Annotated in this window: 14 protein-coding genes; 5 read left to right on the top strand and 9 right to left on the bottom strand. The window is 72.8% G+C overall.

Translation table 11 applies throughout. The features are described from left to right. Positions 1-52: 52 nt before the first annotated feature. On the top strand, positions 53-1,243 hold the full coding sequence (locus ACQPY0_RS26520) for an FAD-dependent oxidoreductase (RefSeq protein WP_432993825.1): 1,191 nt from the start codon (positions 53-55) through the stop codon (positions 1,241-1,243). On the opposite strand, the gene ACQPY0_RS26525 is transcribed toward ACQPY0_RS26520, so the two are convergent. Continuing rightward, positions 1,148-1,948 (bottom strand): hypothetical protein, encoded by an 801-nt coding sequence (locus tag ACQPY0_RS26525; RefSeq protein ID WP_432993827.1) that lies wholly within the window; start codon positions 1,946-1,948, stop codon positions 1,148-1,150. The two genes, ACQPY0_RS26520 and ACQPY0_RS26525, sit on opposite strands and share 96 nt — an antisense overlap. Then, positions 1,921-2,427, bottom strand: coding sequence for a GNAT family N-acetyltransferase (locus ACQPY0_RS26530; RefSeq protein WP_432993829.1), 507 nt, complete (start codon positions 2,425-2,427; stop codon positions 1,921-1,923). Before ACQPY0_RS26530 ends, ACQPY0_RS26525 begins: the two co-directional genes overlap by 28 nt. 72 nt (positions 2,428-2,499) lie before the next feature. On the opposite strand from ACQPY0_RS26530, the gene ACQPY0_RS26535 reads away from it, so the two are divergent. Next, the gene (locus ACQPY0_RS26535) at positions 2,500-4,221 is read left to right on the top strand and encodes an Hsp70 family protein (RefSeq protein ID WP_432993831.1); all 1,722 of its coding nucleotides are present in this window, start codon (positions 2,500-2,502) and stop codon (positions 4,219-4,221) included. 128 nt (positions 4,222-4,349) lie between these two features. Here the strand turns inward: ACQPY0_RS26535 and ACQPY0_RS26540 are convergent, their stop codons facing one another. The 3 genes from ACQPY0_RS26540 to ACQPY0_RS26550 all read right to left on the bottom strand — a co-directional run bounded on the left by ACQPY0_RS26540 (position 4,350) and on the right by ACQPY0_RS26550 (position 7,090). Further along, positions 4,350-5,066, bottom strand: a complete 717-nt coding sequence (locus tag ACQPY0_RS26540; protein WP_432993833.1) for an ankyrin repeat domain-containing protein — start codon at positions 5,064-5,066, stop codon at positions 4,350-4,352. Positions 5,067-5,184: 118 nt separating this feature from the next. Then, positions 5,185-6,114 (bottom strand): helix-turn-helix transcriptional regulator, encoded by a 930-nt coding sequence (locus ACQPY0_RS26545; RefSeq protein WP_432993835.1) that lies wholly within the window; start codon positions 6,112-6,114, stop codon positions 5,185-5,187. A 1-nt stretch (position 6,115) separates the two neighbouring features. Continuing rightward, positions 6,116-7,090 (bottom strand): helix-turn-helix domain-containing protein, encoded by a 975-nt coding sequence (locus tag ACQPY0_RS26550; RefSeq protein ID WP_432993837.1) that lies wholly within the window; start codon positions 7,088-7,090, stop codon positions 6,116-6,118. Between the two features lie 186 nt (positions 7,091-7,276). Between ACQPY0_RS26550 and ACQPY0_RS26555 the strand changes: the two genes are divergently transcribed. Then, on the top strand, positions 7,277-7,615 hold the full coding sequence (locus ACQPY0_RS26555; protein WP_432993839.1) for an STAS domain-containing protein: 339 nt from the start codon (positions 7,277-7,279) through the stop codon (positions 7,613-7,615). Between the two features lie 6 nt (positions 7,616-7,621). Here the strand turns inward: ACQPY0_RS26555 and ACQPY0_RS26560 are convergent, their stop codons facing one another. From ACQPY0_RS26560 to ACQPY0_RS26570, 3 genes are all read right to left on the bottom strand, one after another. After that, positions 7,622-8,167 (bottom strand): hypothetical protein, encoded by a 546-nt coding sequence (locus ACQPY0_RS26560; protein WP_432993841.1) that lies wholly within the window; start codon positions 8,165-8,167, stop codon positions 7,622-7,624. 22 nt (positions 8,168-8,189) lie between these two features. Further along, positions 8,190-8,861, bottom strand: a complete 672-nt coding sequence (locus tag ACQPY0_RS26565) for a VOC family protein (RefSeq protein WP_432993843.1) — start codon at positions 8,859-8,861, stop codon at positions 8,190-8,192. 75 nt (positions 8,862-8,936) lie between these two features. Continuing rightward, entirely contained in the window at positions 8,937-9,566 is a 630-nt protein-coding gene (locus tag ACQPY0_RS26570; protein WP_432993845.1) for a TetR/AcrR family transcriptional regulator, read from the bottom strand. Between the two features lie 57 nt (positions 9,567-9,623). Here ACQPY0_RS26570 and ACQPY0_RS26575 point away from each other — a divergent pair, with 57 nt between their 5' ends. Further along, the gene (locus tag ACQPY0_RS26575; RefSeq protein ID WP_432993847.1) at positions 9,624-9,995 is read left to right on the top strand and encodes a hypothetical protein; all 372 of its coding nucleotides are present in this window, start codon (positions 9,624-9,626) and stop codon (positions 9,993-9,995) included. Between the two features lie 4 nt (positions 9,996-9,999). Here the strand turns inward: ACQPY0_RS26575 and ACQPY0_RS26580 are convergent, their stop codons facing one another. Continuing rightward, the gene (locus ACQPY0_RS26580; protein ID WP_432993849.1) at positions 10,000-12,930 is read right to left on the bottom strand and encodes a glycosyl hydrolase; all 2,931 of its coding nucleotides are present in this window, start codon (positions 12,928-12,930) and stop codon (positions 10,000-10,002) included. Positions 12,931-13,222: 292 nt separating this feature from the next. Here ACQPY0_RS26580 and ACQPY0_RS26585 point away from each other — a divergent pair, with 292 nt between their 5' ends. Continuing rightward, a complete protein-coding gene (locus ACQPY0_RS26585) occupies positions 13,223-13,501 on the top strand; it encodes an MSMEG_0570 family nitrogen starvation response protein (protein WP_432993851.1) in 279 nt (92 codons plus the stop codon). The last annotated feature ends 75 nt before the right edge of the window (positions 13,502-13,576 follow it).

Here is a 13,576-nt window from a genome sequence, read left to right on the forward strand (position 1 = left end):
ATCAATCAAACAAATGGTTGACAGTGTCATGTGTTCGAGTGAAAGTGGGTGCATGACGAATTTCCGGGTGATGGTCATCGGAGGCGGGATCGGCGGGCTGACCCTGGCGCACGGGCTGCGCCGGGCCGGCGTCGCCGTCGAGGTGTACGAGCGCACGCGCCAGCGCTCCGACTGGCTGCAGGGGTACCGCATCCACATCAACCCCCACGGCGCGCGGGCACTGCACGAATGCCTGCCGCCGGCCGGGTGGCGGCGCTTCCTGGATACCGCGGCGGCCGGTGGCGGCTTCGGGTTCCTCACCGAGCGCGGCACCGAGCTGCTCGGCCTGTCCGAGGCCGAGATCAACCCGCGGGAGGGCGCGCCGACGGACCGGCACTACGCCGTGAGCCGCATCCTGCTGCGCGAGACCCTGCTGGACGGGCTCGGCGACGTCGTCCGGCACGGTCGCACCTTCTCGCAGTACACCGTGAGCGAAGACCGTGTCGTCGCGCACTTCGAGGACGGCGGCACCGCCGAGGCCGATCTGCTGGTCGGCGCGGACGGCGCCAACTCACGGGTGCGGGCCCAGCTGCTGCCGCGGGCGCACCGCCAGGACACCGGCGTCGTCGCGATCGCCGGCAAGCACCCCCTCGCCGGCGCCGACCTGCCGCCGCTGCTGGCCGGGCGCGCCAACATCGTCGTCCCGCGCGGCCGCGGATCGCTGTTCACCGCGCCCTGGCCCGGCGAGTACGTGCTGTGGGGCTTCTCCGACGCCGCCGACCGCCTGCCGCCGGACGTCGAGACCCTCGCCGGCGAGGCCCTGCAGCGGCTGGTCGAGGCGCGGCTCGACGGCTGGGCGCCCGCGTTTCGCCGGCTCGTCGCCGGCAGCGACCCCGGCACCGTCAACGCGTTCCGGGTCAGGAGCGCCGCGGTCGTGTCGCCGTGGCCGACCGGGCGCGTGACGCTGCTCGGCGACGCCATCCACAACATGACGCCGATGGCCGGCATCGGCGCGAACACCGCGCTGCGGGACGCGGCCCTGCTGTGCCGCCGGCTCGCCGAGGGCCGGCCGCTGCCGGAGGCGGTGGGGGAGTACGAACGGGAGATGCTCGACTACGGCTTCGCCGCGGTGCGCCGGTCGCTGCGCAACGCGCGCGGCTCGGCCACCTCAACGCGCGCCGGCCGCGCCGCCTTCCGGTCGGTGCTGCGACTGACCGCCGCGACCCCACCGCTGCGCCGCGCCCTGGCCCGCCGCCTGGGCTGAGACCAGACGCTCCAGCTCCGCCTCGGTCCCGATTCCGCTTCGGTACCGCGGGTGCTCCGCATAGTGCCGGATCGCGTCCGCCACGAAGGCGTGGTCGATGTCGAGCAGTGCCGTCGGGATCGACGCCTTCCGGGTCCGGCCGTCGCCGTCGCGGTACAGCAGCGGCATCGACCACTGGCGCGGCCAGGGACCGTCCGGCAGCAGGTCGCCCCAGGCCACGGCCCGGCCCCGGAACTCGACCCCGGCCGGGGTGAGCACCAGCCGCGCGCGGGGCACCCAGATCACGGCCAGGGCGGCCAGCACCAGGACGCCGGCCAGGGCGAGCAGCGGCGCCCGGACGCCCAGGGTCGTGAGCGGGACCTGATCCGCGTCCGGCACCCGCTCCGCAGGCAAGCAGCTGGTCGCGTTGAGCATGAGCACCACGGCGATCATGCCCAGCGACGGCGGGGAGTACCCGGCCACGAACGCGCCCCCGTCGCGGCGGAAGGTGGCGGGCCGCCGCAGCGGGCGGTTGAGCCAGAGGTACAGCAGGAAAGGCCCGGCCACCGCCAGGAGGAACGAGCCGTACCCGACCGCGAAGCCGGCCAGCGTCGGGCCGAGCCGCCAGGCCCACGGCTGCGCGAAGTACTCGGCCGCGACCACCGCCGCGAACGTCGTGACCGCGAAGACGGTGGCCCCTACGCGGCCGGACTCACGTAAACCCATAGGTCCAGGATGATGTCATCGTCAAGGGGCAGGTGCAGCTCCCCGACGCGCTGCCAGCCCTCCCGCTCGTACAGCGCGACCGCGGCGTGCAGCATCTGCCCGACATCGAGTACGGCCCGCCGCCCCATGGCCGGGGCCTGCGCCGCGGCGTGCCGCAGCAGCGCCCGCCCGACCCCGCTGCGGCGCACGTCGGGCGCGACGAACAGCCGCGCGAGCAGCGCCAGCCGGTCCACGGAGCTCCCGGTGGCGCCGGCGGCCAGCTCCAGCGTGGGATCCTCGGCGGGCGTGTGCAGCGCCACGTGCCCGACGATCCGCCCGTCCTCGAGCGCCACCCAGGCCGCCGCCTCGTGCTCGGACGCGAAGAACTCCGGCACCTCGTCGGCGCCGATGTGCAGCGGGTAGTGATCGACGACGTGGATCCGCTGCAGCAGGTCGAGGCACTCGCGGGCATCGATCGCGGTCTTCTGCCGAATCAGCACGGCCGCATCGTAGTATCGCGGCCGCATTCAGGCCGTCGAATATCGAAGGACCGGGGCGCGTAGATTTGTCGCGTGGCGAGCGGGACGATCCGGCTGGGCATCGACTTCGGCACCTCCAGCACCGTCGCGGTCCTCGCGCTGCCCGGGCGGGACCCGCGCCCGCTGCTGTTCGACGGCTCACCGCTGCTGCCCTCCGCCGTCGGCCTGGACCCCACCGGCCGGCTCGTCGTCGGGCGGGACGCGCTGCACGCGGCGATCGCGGCGCCCGGATCCGTGGAGCGATACCCGAAGCGCTGCGTCGACGACGGGACCGTCCTGCTCGGCGACACCGAGCTCACGGTCGTCCAGCTGTTCGCGGCGGTCCTGGGCCGGGTGCTCGACGAGGCGACGCGCGCCGCCGGCGAGCCGCCCGGCGAGGTCGCCGTCACCCATCCGGCCGCCTGGGGCAGCGAACGGCGGGCATTGCTCCGTCAGGCCGTGGCCCCGTCAGCCGCACTGCTGGTGCCCGAGCCGGTCGCCGCCGCCTACCACCTCACCGGGGTCGCCGCGGGGCGCCTGCCCGACGGCGGGACGACGGTCGTGTACGACTTCGGGGCCGGCACCTTCGACGCCACCGCCGTGCGCCGCGACGGCGACGCGTTCACGATCCTGGCCACGCAGGGCCGTCCCGACTCCGGCGGCCTCGACATCGACGCCGCGATCGTGGCGCACCTGCGCACCTCGCTGCCCGACGCGGCGGCCTGGGCCCGGCTGGAGGCGCCGGAGACGGCCGCCGACCGGCGGGCCCGCGCGCAGCTGTGGGACAACGTGCGGACCGGCAAGGAGTCGCTCACCCGGGCCGGCAGCACGCTCATTCACGTGCCGGGCGTCGAGGCCGACGTACCGCTCGGGCGGGAGGAACTCGACGCGCTGGCCGCGCCCGTCCTCGCCCGCTCGGTCGACACGACCCGGGCGGTCCTGGCCGAGGCGGGCGCCGAGGTGAGCACGATCCTGCTCGTCGGCGGGGCCAGCCGGATGCCCGCGGTCGCCACCGCCCTGCACCGCGCGTTCGGCGTCGAGCCCCTGACGCTGGACCAGCCCGAGCTCGCCGTCGCCGAGGGAAGCCTGCGCGCCGAGCCCTCCACAGTGGACCTTTCCGGCGACTGGCCCGCCGTCACGCCGCTGCCGATCCGGTCCTCCGCCGAGGCCCGGCCGCGGCGCACCCGGCTGCTGGTGGCGGCCGGGACCGGGCTCGTCCTGGCGGGCGTCGTCGCCGCGGTCGCCCTGGCCGAGCGGCCCTCGACGCCGCTGGCCGGCCCGTTGGCGCAGTCGTCGTCACCGGGGTCCGCCGCGCCGTCGGTGCCGGTCTCGCCGTCGCCGAGCTATCCGGCCGAGATCGACCCGTGCCTGCTGGGCCGGTGGCGGGCGACGTCGAACGCGAACTACGGTCTGATCGACGGGATGAAGGTGCAGTACCGTGGCGGCGGCGGGCATGTGCACGAGTTCCGCGCCGACGGCACGCTGATCATCGACTACGACCGGTCGGAGCCGAACACGGCGGTGTACAAGGGCTCGACGTGGACCGACGTGCAGCGCGGCCAGGTGACGATGCGCTGGGCGGTGAAGAACGGCCAGCTGAACGAGGCCGTGGTGTCCTCCAGCGTCAACGGGCGGCTGACCCGCGACGGGAAGTACAACAACTCGGGCCCTTCGCAGTTCGAGCTGGAGCCGGCGACGTATGTTTGCACCCCGAAGACCCTGCTGCAGAGCAGCACGCTGGGCAACTGGTCCAGCGAGTCGGTGCGGATCGATTGACGCGCGGTCTGCGGTAGTTGCCCGGTTACGCCGGGTGTTGTCGATGATCCAGAATTTGGATGGGTCGGGTAGGCTTCAGGGAGAGAACGGAACGGCGGCCGCGCAGGCCCGTGCCGCCTGACGTGAACTCACAGCGCCGCCGAGCGGGCGCCGCGGGCTCGTAGCCACGTCGCCAGGTCGGTCGCGCCCGAGCGCACGGCGGCGTCCAGCGGGGTCAGGCGCTCCCACGGCGGGAGCCAGTTCAGGTCGGCGCCGCGCTCCAGCAGGAACTCCGCCGCGGCTCGGCTGCCGCCGTGGCACGCGCCCCACAGGGCTCGGTCGGCCTCCGGGCCCGGGCCGCGGTAGTACTCCTCGACCCGGTCCAGCAGGCCCAGGGTAGCCGCGTGCCACAGGGTCGTCCGCGCGCCGCGTTCGACCAGGCGGTGGGCCGCCCGCCACTGCGCGAACGCCGTCGCGTCGTCCAGGGGCGTGCCGCCGGCGATCACCGCGCCGTCGGCTTCGATGTCGGCGCCGGCGTCCAGCAGGGCGTCGAGGACCGCCACGTCGTCGTTGCTGGCCGCCCAGTGCAGCGGCGTCTCCGCGTGGGAGCCGACGAAGCGCTCGTGCACGTCCGCTCCGGCCGCGATCAGCAGCGCCACCGTCGCGGCGCCGTTCGGGTAATGGCCGGGCCAGTCGGCGGCGATGTGCAGCAGGGATCGCTGCGCGTCCGCGTCGCGGATGCGGGCCGTGGCCAGGGCGGGAGTCGCGGCGAGCAGGCGGTCGAGCGCCTCGAGGTCACCGCCGTGGATCGCCGCGACGACGGCGACCGCCGTCGGGTCAGCCTTGCCGAGCACGAGCCGGGCCACGCACCCATCCTATGCGCCAGGCCGGTCGAGACGACAGGACCGCCCGACGGGTTCCGGCGTTACCTGTTCCGGCAAGGATCGTGCGCCGGCGATCAAGGCGCTGCTGCGGCCCTGACCGTCAGCGGCGGCGCAGCGTCTCGGACGGGGCCTGGCCGTAGGCCGCGTGGTAGTGGGCGGTGAAGCGGCTGTGGCTGGCGAACCCCCACCGCGCGGCCACGGCGCTCACGGTCGTCGTCGCCGGGTCCGCCTCCAGCAGGTCGCGATGGGCGTGCTCGAGGCGGACCCGGCGCAGGTAGGCACCGGGTGTGGTGTCCAGATGGCGCCGGAACGCCAGCTGCAGCGTGCGGATCGTGACGTGGGCCGCCTCGGCGACGTCGGCCGGGCCGATGTCGCGGTGCGCGTTGGCGTCGATGAACGCGACCGCGCGCCGCAGCGTCGCCGGGTGGGCGTCGCGGCGGTCCTCGATCGTCGGCGTGCTCAGCGCGTTGCTCGGGAACGTCGACAGCGCCGTGGCGAGCAGCAGCCGGGCGGCGTTGCCGGCCAGCAGCGGCTCGTGCGCGCAGGGGGCGCCGGCGACGTTGTCCCGCATGTACGCGAACGTGCTCAGCCACAGCCGCGCGGCCGCCGCCGAGACCGGGTGGAAGCCGGTGAAGCGGACCGGCACGGCGTCGGTGACCTGGGCCAGCAGCGCCGGGTCGACGACCGCGAAATCGAGCTCGACGTCGACGTTCGTCGAGCGGTACGGCTCGTCGGGCCGGGCGACGAGGAAGATGTCGCCGGGGCCGTTGCAGACGTCCTCGCGGGCGGTGCAGAAGGTCGCCGAGCCGCTCACCACCCGGCCGACGCTGAGGAACGGCAGCGGGGCGGCGTCGATGTCGAACCGCATGGTGAAGACGTTGTGGTGCAGCTCCAGCGGGCCCAGCCGGCTGCGGGCGACCCGGGCGCGCACCCGGTCGCCGGTGAGCGCGACCCGCATCGCGCCGTAGTTGTGCACCAGCATGTCGCGGGTGGCGTCGGCATCGGTGGTCTCGAACAGCGTCGTGGTCATGTCACGTCCGGAGGGTGCGGCTCGGCGTCTGGTCGTAGGCGGCGCGATACTCCGCCGAGAACCGCCCCGGGTTGGCGAACCCCCAGCGGCGTGCGGTCTCCCGCACCGTAACGCCGTCGCCGGGGACGGCGGACTGCAGCTCGCGGTGGACACGCTCGAGACGCACCCGCCGAAGGTACTCCATCGGCGTGTGCCCCAGGTGCCGGCGGAACGCGACCTGCAGCCCCCGCGCCCCGACCCCGGCCGCGGCGGCGACCTCGGTGACGGTCAGCGGCCGCTCCGGGTGCGCGTCCATGAACGCGACCGCCCGCCGGACCACCGCCGGGGCGACCCGCCCGCCGGACGGCGTCCGCGCCGCGGCCATCGTCGTGTTCGGGAACACGGCGAGCATCGCCGCGGCCGCGACCCGCCACAGCTGTGTGGCGATCAGCGGCGGGAGCTCCGCATCGGGCACGGTGAGGCGGCGCGACAGGAACGAGGCGGTCACCGCCCAATACTGACGCATCGCCTCGGAGATCGGCCGCAGCCCCTCGAAGCGCAGGTCGGCGGCGTCCACCCCGGTGTGCGTGGCGGCGAAGTCGGCCGCGAACGGAACCGGCAGGCTCAGGAACGCCATCGCCGAGCGCCCGTACTCGCCGCTGGAGGGCACGCCGAGCGGGTAGAGCCAACCGTCGCCGGGGCCGAGCCCGAGGACCTGCCGCCCGATGCGGATCTCGGCACCGCCGTCCTCGACGACCCCGGCGACGTAGGTCCCGAACGGCTCGGTCGTCGCCGCGTAGCCGACCCCGGTCAGCCCCACGTGCAGCGCCCCGAACCCGCCGCCGCTGCGCGAACGCACCGACAGGTCCACGAGCGCCGGGTCCGGCAACGTGATCCGGGCGCGGTGCGCGACGACGTTGTTGATCGCTTCGACGACCATCTCCTTCTCGCGCGTGCGGATCTCCACGACGCCCGTCCGAGCTGCGGCTGTCTGCATCGGTACACCTCCGGCAGCGGCATGCTATCCACTCCCGGCACCCGTTGTACGCAAAACGCAGTTCGCTTTCGGGCGAATCATGCGCGGCGATCGTTCGCTTTGTGGCGTAGTGGCCTCACGTCGACCGCGGCCAGGCTGGGGAACACGCGCCGCCTCGTTCGCCCGTCGTTCACCCCGGAAGCGAGCATGACCGCAGTCGATGACCGGCCCGGATGGATCGCCACGCGGTATCGCCCGCGTGCCCGCATCGTGCAGGTCGTCGCCGGAGGGCGCCTCGAACGCCTCAACCGCCCGCAGCTGGCCGCCGCCCTGCGCGCGGCCGTGCTCGGCGGCCACGCCGCCGTGGAGGTCGACATCGCCCTGGTCACCCTGATCGACCCGGCCATCCTGCGCGCCCTGCTGGAGGCCCGCGCCCTGGCGGCCGAGCACGGCTGCGCGTTCCGCGTGGTCAACCCGACCGGCCTGCCGGCCCGCATCCTGGACGCGACCGGCACCCGCGCCACGCTCTGCGGCCCGCCGCGGTGACCGGGCTCAGGCCTCGTAGCCGCAGATCTTCCAGGCCCGCTCCTCCTTGACCAGGGTGAGGTTCAGGTCGTTGGTGGAGGTGCGGCTGCTGCTGGACTTGATCGTGAACTGGGTGTAGACGGTCGCGGTGTTGCCGTTGACCGTCTCGCCGGTCACATGCCAGTCCAGGACCGTGCTGGCCGCCGAGGAACTCGACGAACCTCCCTTGGACAGCGCTTTGCGGAGCTTGGTCGCCTCGTCCCGGCACAGGTACCGCTCGAGCCGCGCCGGGTCCGGATCGTCCTTGGTGGCCTCCTTCAGGTACGCCTCGACGACCTCGGTCGGGGTGTCGACGAAGACCTTCTGGAAGGTGAAGTATCCGCCGACGACCATGAGCACGACGAGCAGGAGCCCGCCGAACGCGATGAGCGCCCACTTGCCGCCGCGCTGTCCGCCGTCGGCCGACGGCAGCGCCCCTGTCGGCGGCCCGTAGCCGTGCGGCCCCGGCTGCTGGCCGTACGGCTGAGGCTGGTGCGGCTGCTGCGGATCTGGCTGGGCCCCCGGATACGTCACGGGCACATCGTATACACGATCCTCACTGCGGCGATCCGGGCTCGGCGACCAGGCAGAAGGGCTTGCCGGCCGGGTCGGCGAAGACCCGGAAGGACCGGCCCTCGCCCGGGAGGCGGGTCGCGCCCAGGGCCAGGGTCGCCGCCTCGCCCGCGTCCAGGTCCGCCACCTCGATGTCCAGGTGGAGCTGCTGGGGGCGGTCCGGGTCGGGCCAGCGCGGCGGGTTGTAGTCCGCCACCTGCTGGAACAGCAGCGGCCGGGCGCCATCCGCACCGATCATGGCCGTGTAGAAGGCGGCCAGGGACTCGGCGTCCGGGCAGTCCAGCGTCACGGCCGGGACGTCGGGGGACAGGCACAGGTCGAACGGGTGGCCGGCCGGGTCGGCCAGCGTGTGCCAGGCCTCGTTGCGGCGCAGCACTCTCGCGCCCAGGGCCACCGCCTGCTCGGTGCACGCCTCCAGGTCGGGCACGCGCAGGTCCAGGTGGGCCTGCTGGGGCCGCTCCTGGCCGGGCCAGGCCGGGGCGCGATGGTCGGGGGCCGGCTGGAAGCCGACCTTCCAGCCGTCCGGCGTGCCGAGCGTGATCCAGCCGTCGTCGTCCGTGTCCAGCTCCGGCCAGCCGGCCAGCGCGCGGTAGAACGCCGCCAGGCCGGTGACGTCGGCGGCGTCGAGGACGACCATGTCCAGCTTGCCGATCATGTGACGCTCCCTGCCTCGAGTCCCTCGCCCCGGATTCTGCACGAGGGGTACGACAAAAAACGGCAGGGCAACGCGTCATTGAGCCCGACGAATCACGTCCCGCAGGCTCAGCGGGGCCGGCGGCGGCAGCGGCGGGCCGGGCGCGTCCGAACTGAAGGCCGCCAGGAAGTACGCGACCAGACGGCGGGACGCGGCCAGCGCCGCCTCGGCGGTGTCGGCGACGATGCCGCCGTTGGCCATGACGATCAGGACGAGGTCCTGGGCAACGAAGTCCGCCCGCAACCGCCCCGTCGCCTGGGCGCGGCGGGTCAGCTCGGCGAAGAGCTCCACCGCGCGGCCGGCCTCCACGTCGGCCGTGTCCGGGAACGCGGCGATGACGGCCGTGCTGAAGCCGCGGTCCACCGCCTGCATCGCGCACATCCGCTCGACCGCGACGCAGAAGCCGTGCCACGGGTCCGGGTCGGCCAGGGCGTCGTCGACGAGCGACGTGCAGGCCGCGAACTGGTCCGCGAAGACCTCGGTGACGAGCGACTCCTTGGTCGGGAAGCGGCGGTACAGCGTGGCGACGCCGACCCGGGCCCGCCGGGCGATCGCCGCCATCGGAACGCCGAGGCCCTTGGCGGCGAACAGCTCGCGGGCGACCTCGACGATGCGGTCCCGGTTGTGCCGCGCGTCGGCGCGCAATTGAGAAGCCGCGGCGCTCATGCCCATCACTTTAAGGTCAACCGGACGGGGCTCTCCATTTAGCGGTACCTTTGCCGCGTGAAGAGAACTTTGCCCAGGCGCATGGTCGGCCGGGTCAACGCGTGTGTACTGTCGCTGCGCTCCTCCCCGCGCTGGGGCCGGATCGTCAGCCGGCGACTGACCGTCGTCACCTACACCGGGCGGCGCTCGGGCAAGACGTTCAGCACGCCGGTGGGGTACAAGCTGGACGGCGACACCGCGACGATCGGGGTGCAGCTTCCCGACGCGAAGTCCTGGTGGCGCAACTTCACCGGGGACGGCGGGCCGCTCACCCTGCACCTGGACGGCGTGGAGCGGCCCGGGCACGCGGTGGCCCGGCGCGACGGGCGCGGCCGGGTCACCGTGACCGTGCGCCTGGCGGAGCCCGCGGCCGGGCCCCGCCAGGACTGAGGCGTCAGCTGACGGTGTAGGGGATGGTCAGCGTCGACTGGTTGCCGTTGGCGGCCGTGGCGTCGACCCGGACCGTGGTCGGGGCGTTGCCGATGGCGTTCCACAGCTCCAGGCGCACGCAGCCGTTGCTCATCGCCGACAGGGTGCCGGACGACGAGGCGAGGCCGGCCGCCTGCGTGTACTGCTCGGTGCCCACGATCGGATCGGTGGCGAAGTAGCGGTACGTCTCGACCCGGCCGTAGCTGCCGGTGTTGGTGAAGTCGTACGAGACGCGGGCCTGGATGCCCTGCCCGACCGTGGTGCCGGCGTCGACGTGGAACGCGAACTGCGTCGCGCCGCCGTTCGGGCTGCCGCTGATCCCGCACACCTGGTAGGTGACCGGGTTGTGCGGGGTGCCGTCGTAGTTGCCGTAGGCGGCCGTCACCGTCTGCGTGGTGGCGCCGCTTCCGGCCGTCGCGGTCAGGGCCGGGCCGCTGCGCAGGTAGAACTTGTTCGAGCCCACCGGCGGCGGGTTCGACGGCGACGGGGAGGGCGACGACGAGGTCGGCGGCGGCGAGGACGGCGGGTTGGAGGTGGGCGGGTTGCTGGTGCCGTTACCCCCGCTCCAGGTGTACGCCCCGTTCGTCGCCGTCTGACCGGCCGGCACGCTCAGCGTGTGGCCGTCGGAGAACGTGACCGTGACGGATGCGGACGTCAGGTTCGTCGCCGCGTACGTGCGGGCCCCGTTCTTCGTGAACACCGCGTAGAGCGGGGTGTTGGCGGTGACCGACGTGTCGACCTGGCCCAGGGCCGCGAGGTTGCGGATCCAGTGGAAGGTGTGCGCCTTGCTCTCGCCCTCCTCCGGGGTGTACCCCGAATTCGCGCGGAAGCTGGCGAGGGCCTGGTCGCCGTTGTTCAGCGCCTGGAACGACCACAGGATGTCCTGCCACACCGTCGGCGGGCCGCCGTTGTTGGTCGTCATCTCGTTGTAGTTGGTGGCGATGTACGCCGGCCGGTAGCCGAGGTAGAACGAGCCGCCGGTGACCGGCAGCATGTTGATGCCCTGGATCATCTCCGGCTCGGCGCTGAACCAGGTCGCGTACGCCCCGCCGTCGCCCCAGACCATGCCGACCGTGTTGTGCGCGAAGCTCGCCGGGAAGTTCTGGTTGGACGAGTCGAACCAGTACTCCTGGATCGCCTGCGCCTGCGTCGAGTAGATGTACAGACCCGCGTCGCGCACCTGGGTGTTGCCGGTGGCGATGCCCCACTGGATGAGCGCGTTGGCGAAGTTCATGCCCTCCGACGAGGACTCCTGGTTGTTGCCGGCCCCGAAGGACGCGTGCCCGGACGCCCAGTCGTGCCCGGCGTAGATGTCGAAGTCGCGCAGGAACGGGAACATCGTGTCGTTGCGGTCGGGGTTGTTGGCGTCGCGGATGAGCAGGTTCACCATCCCGCCGTACGCGCTGGTCGCCGCCCAGTTCTTGTCGAACTTGGCCAGGGTCGCGGCCGCGGCGATGTAGTAGCCGTAGTGGAAGTGGTGGTCGTTGAGCTCCTGGTCGGAGCCGTACGAGGCCGGGTAGCCGATCAGGGTGCCCCACGCCTGGTTGTAGACGAACAGCCGCTCGGCCTCGCCGCTGCTCGCGGTGAACCAGTCGGTGAGCCGGGTGCGGATCGCATTCAGCAGCGTGTCGCGCTGGGCGGTGCGGCCGAGCTGGTCGGCGATCTCGGCGGCGCGGGCGGCGCGGCCGAGGCCCTTGCCGGTCCAGTAGGTGTCGTTGCCGAACGCGGCGAGCGGATCGCCGGTGGCGACCTGGTCGAGGTAGGAGCCGAGGGTGCTCAGGTCGGCTCCGGCGGAGTCCGCGACGGCGGGGATCTCGGGCAGTACACCCTGGAACTTCGTGGCCGTCGTGAACGCCGCGGTGCCGGTCAGCACCTTCATCGTGCCCCGCGGGGAGACGTAGGTCTGGCTGATCGGCGCCGAGCCGGACAGGTTCTTCCACTGGTGCGGGTAGAGCGCCATGACCGTGCCGGAGCCGGTGCCCTCGCGGGCCGTGGTGGTCACCGTGTAGGTGGCGTTCACCGTGCTCGCCGACTGGTTGTAGCTCCAGGACACATTCGTGCCGGTGACGTGGTTGTGCGCGTACGTGCCGTAGGTGTTGGCCAGGGCCGTGCGGTCGGCCGCTGACGTGGACGTCGTCGTCGGCAGCAGCGCCACCGAGAAGTAGTCCTTGCCGGCGAGCGTCGAGGTGATGTTCGCACCGCTGACGGTCCAGGTGGCGCCGGTCGGGGCGTAGGCCATGTAGTCGTGGCCGCGGACCGTGAAGCCGACGCGGTTGGCGCTGTTGGACCAGACGGTGGGGGTGCCGCCGAAGGACAGCTGCGCGTTGCCGCCGGACGTGCGCGCGTAGACGAACGGCAGGCCGTGGCCGATGGTGGTCTTCAGCGTGCGGGCACCGTCGGACCACGACGGGGTGACGGTCCAGTCGGTCCAGCCGTCGACCATGGTGTTCGGGGCGTTGAGGCCGGTCACGCCGAGGGTGAACTCGGTGGTGTACGGGAAGTGGTACTCGCCCACCCCCGTCGCCGTGCCGGAGATGGCGGCGTCGGTGGTGTACGACACCCCCAGCCCGCCGGCGGTCGCCTGGAAGGCCATCGGGTGCGCTTCCAGGGGCAGCGAGTAGTTGCATTCGGTCCGCTTGAACAGCAGCGACGACCACCAGTCGTTGGTCGGCACCGCGCCGGCGGGCGCGTTGCTGGTCACGAACTGGCGCGGGTTGGTGGCGATGCTGCCGCACCCGGTCGGGCCGGTCGTCCCGGCCGGCTGGGTCGTGGCGTAGCTTCCGGAGCCGAGCGTGGCGGCCTCGGCATTGGGCAGGGCGAGAAACGTCAGGACGCTGGCGACGACCGCGACGGCGATCGCACCGGCCGCGAGGGGCCGGCCTCTGGCAAGACGCATGAATTGACTCCGCGGGTTGAGGTGGCGGGGGGCGGGTCCTTGCGAATCATCCGGGAGGGATGTGACCCGTGTCAATGGAGAGCGCTCTCTTTCATGTACCGTGAGCTGGAGAGAGCGCTCTCAACAGGGGAAATTTGCCGCGACCATGGATCATGAGGGGAGGGGCTGACGGGCGTGAGGACCATCTCATGCCGAGTTGTTCCGGATGAATCTTCGCCGAAACATTGGCTTTCTTGACTGTTCGCCATCGCCGGACACCCTTCCCGGGTGGAACGGGCCGGTGGAGGTCACCATGGCGGAGCGGTACGTGTTGGTGCGCTGGCCGGACGGCACCGCGCAACGGATCTACTCACCGGCGACGATCGCCGATGAGTTCTTCACCGCCGGGCAGCGGATGCCCGTCGTCGACTTCGTCGACCGGACCCGGCAGGCGCTGGGGATCGCCAGCGACCGGGTGAAGGAGGCGTACGGCTACCCGTGCGGCCGCGCCGCCCGCTCGCTCGCCTTCGTCGAGGCGCGGGCCGCGGTCCAGCCGGCCGGCGACGTCGTCGTGGAGGCGATCGAGGCCTGAGCGTCCTCGACGTGCGGATGCCGGCCTCGAATTGGTAGGCTGTGGTCACGGCGGTGGGGCCCGCCGACCCCGCGC

It is taken from the genome of Dactylosporangium sp. CA-233914 (assembly GCF_050942935.1).
GTDB lineage: Bacteria > Actinomycetota > Actinomycetes > Mycobacteriales > Micromonosporaceae > Dactylosporangium.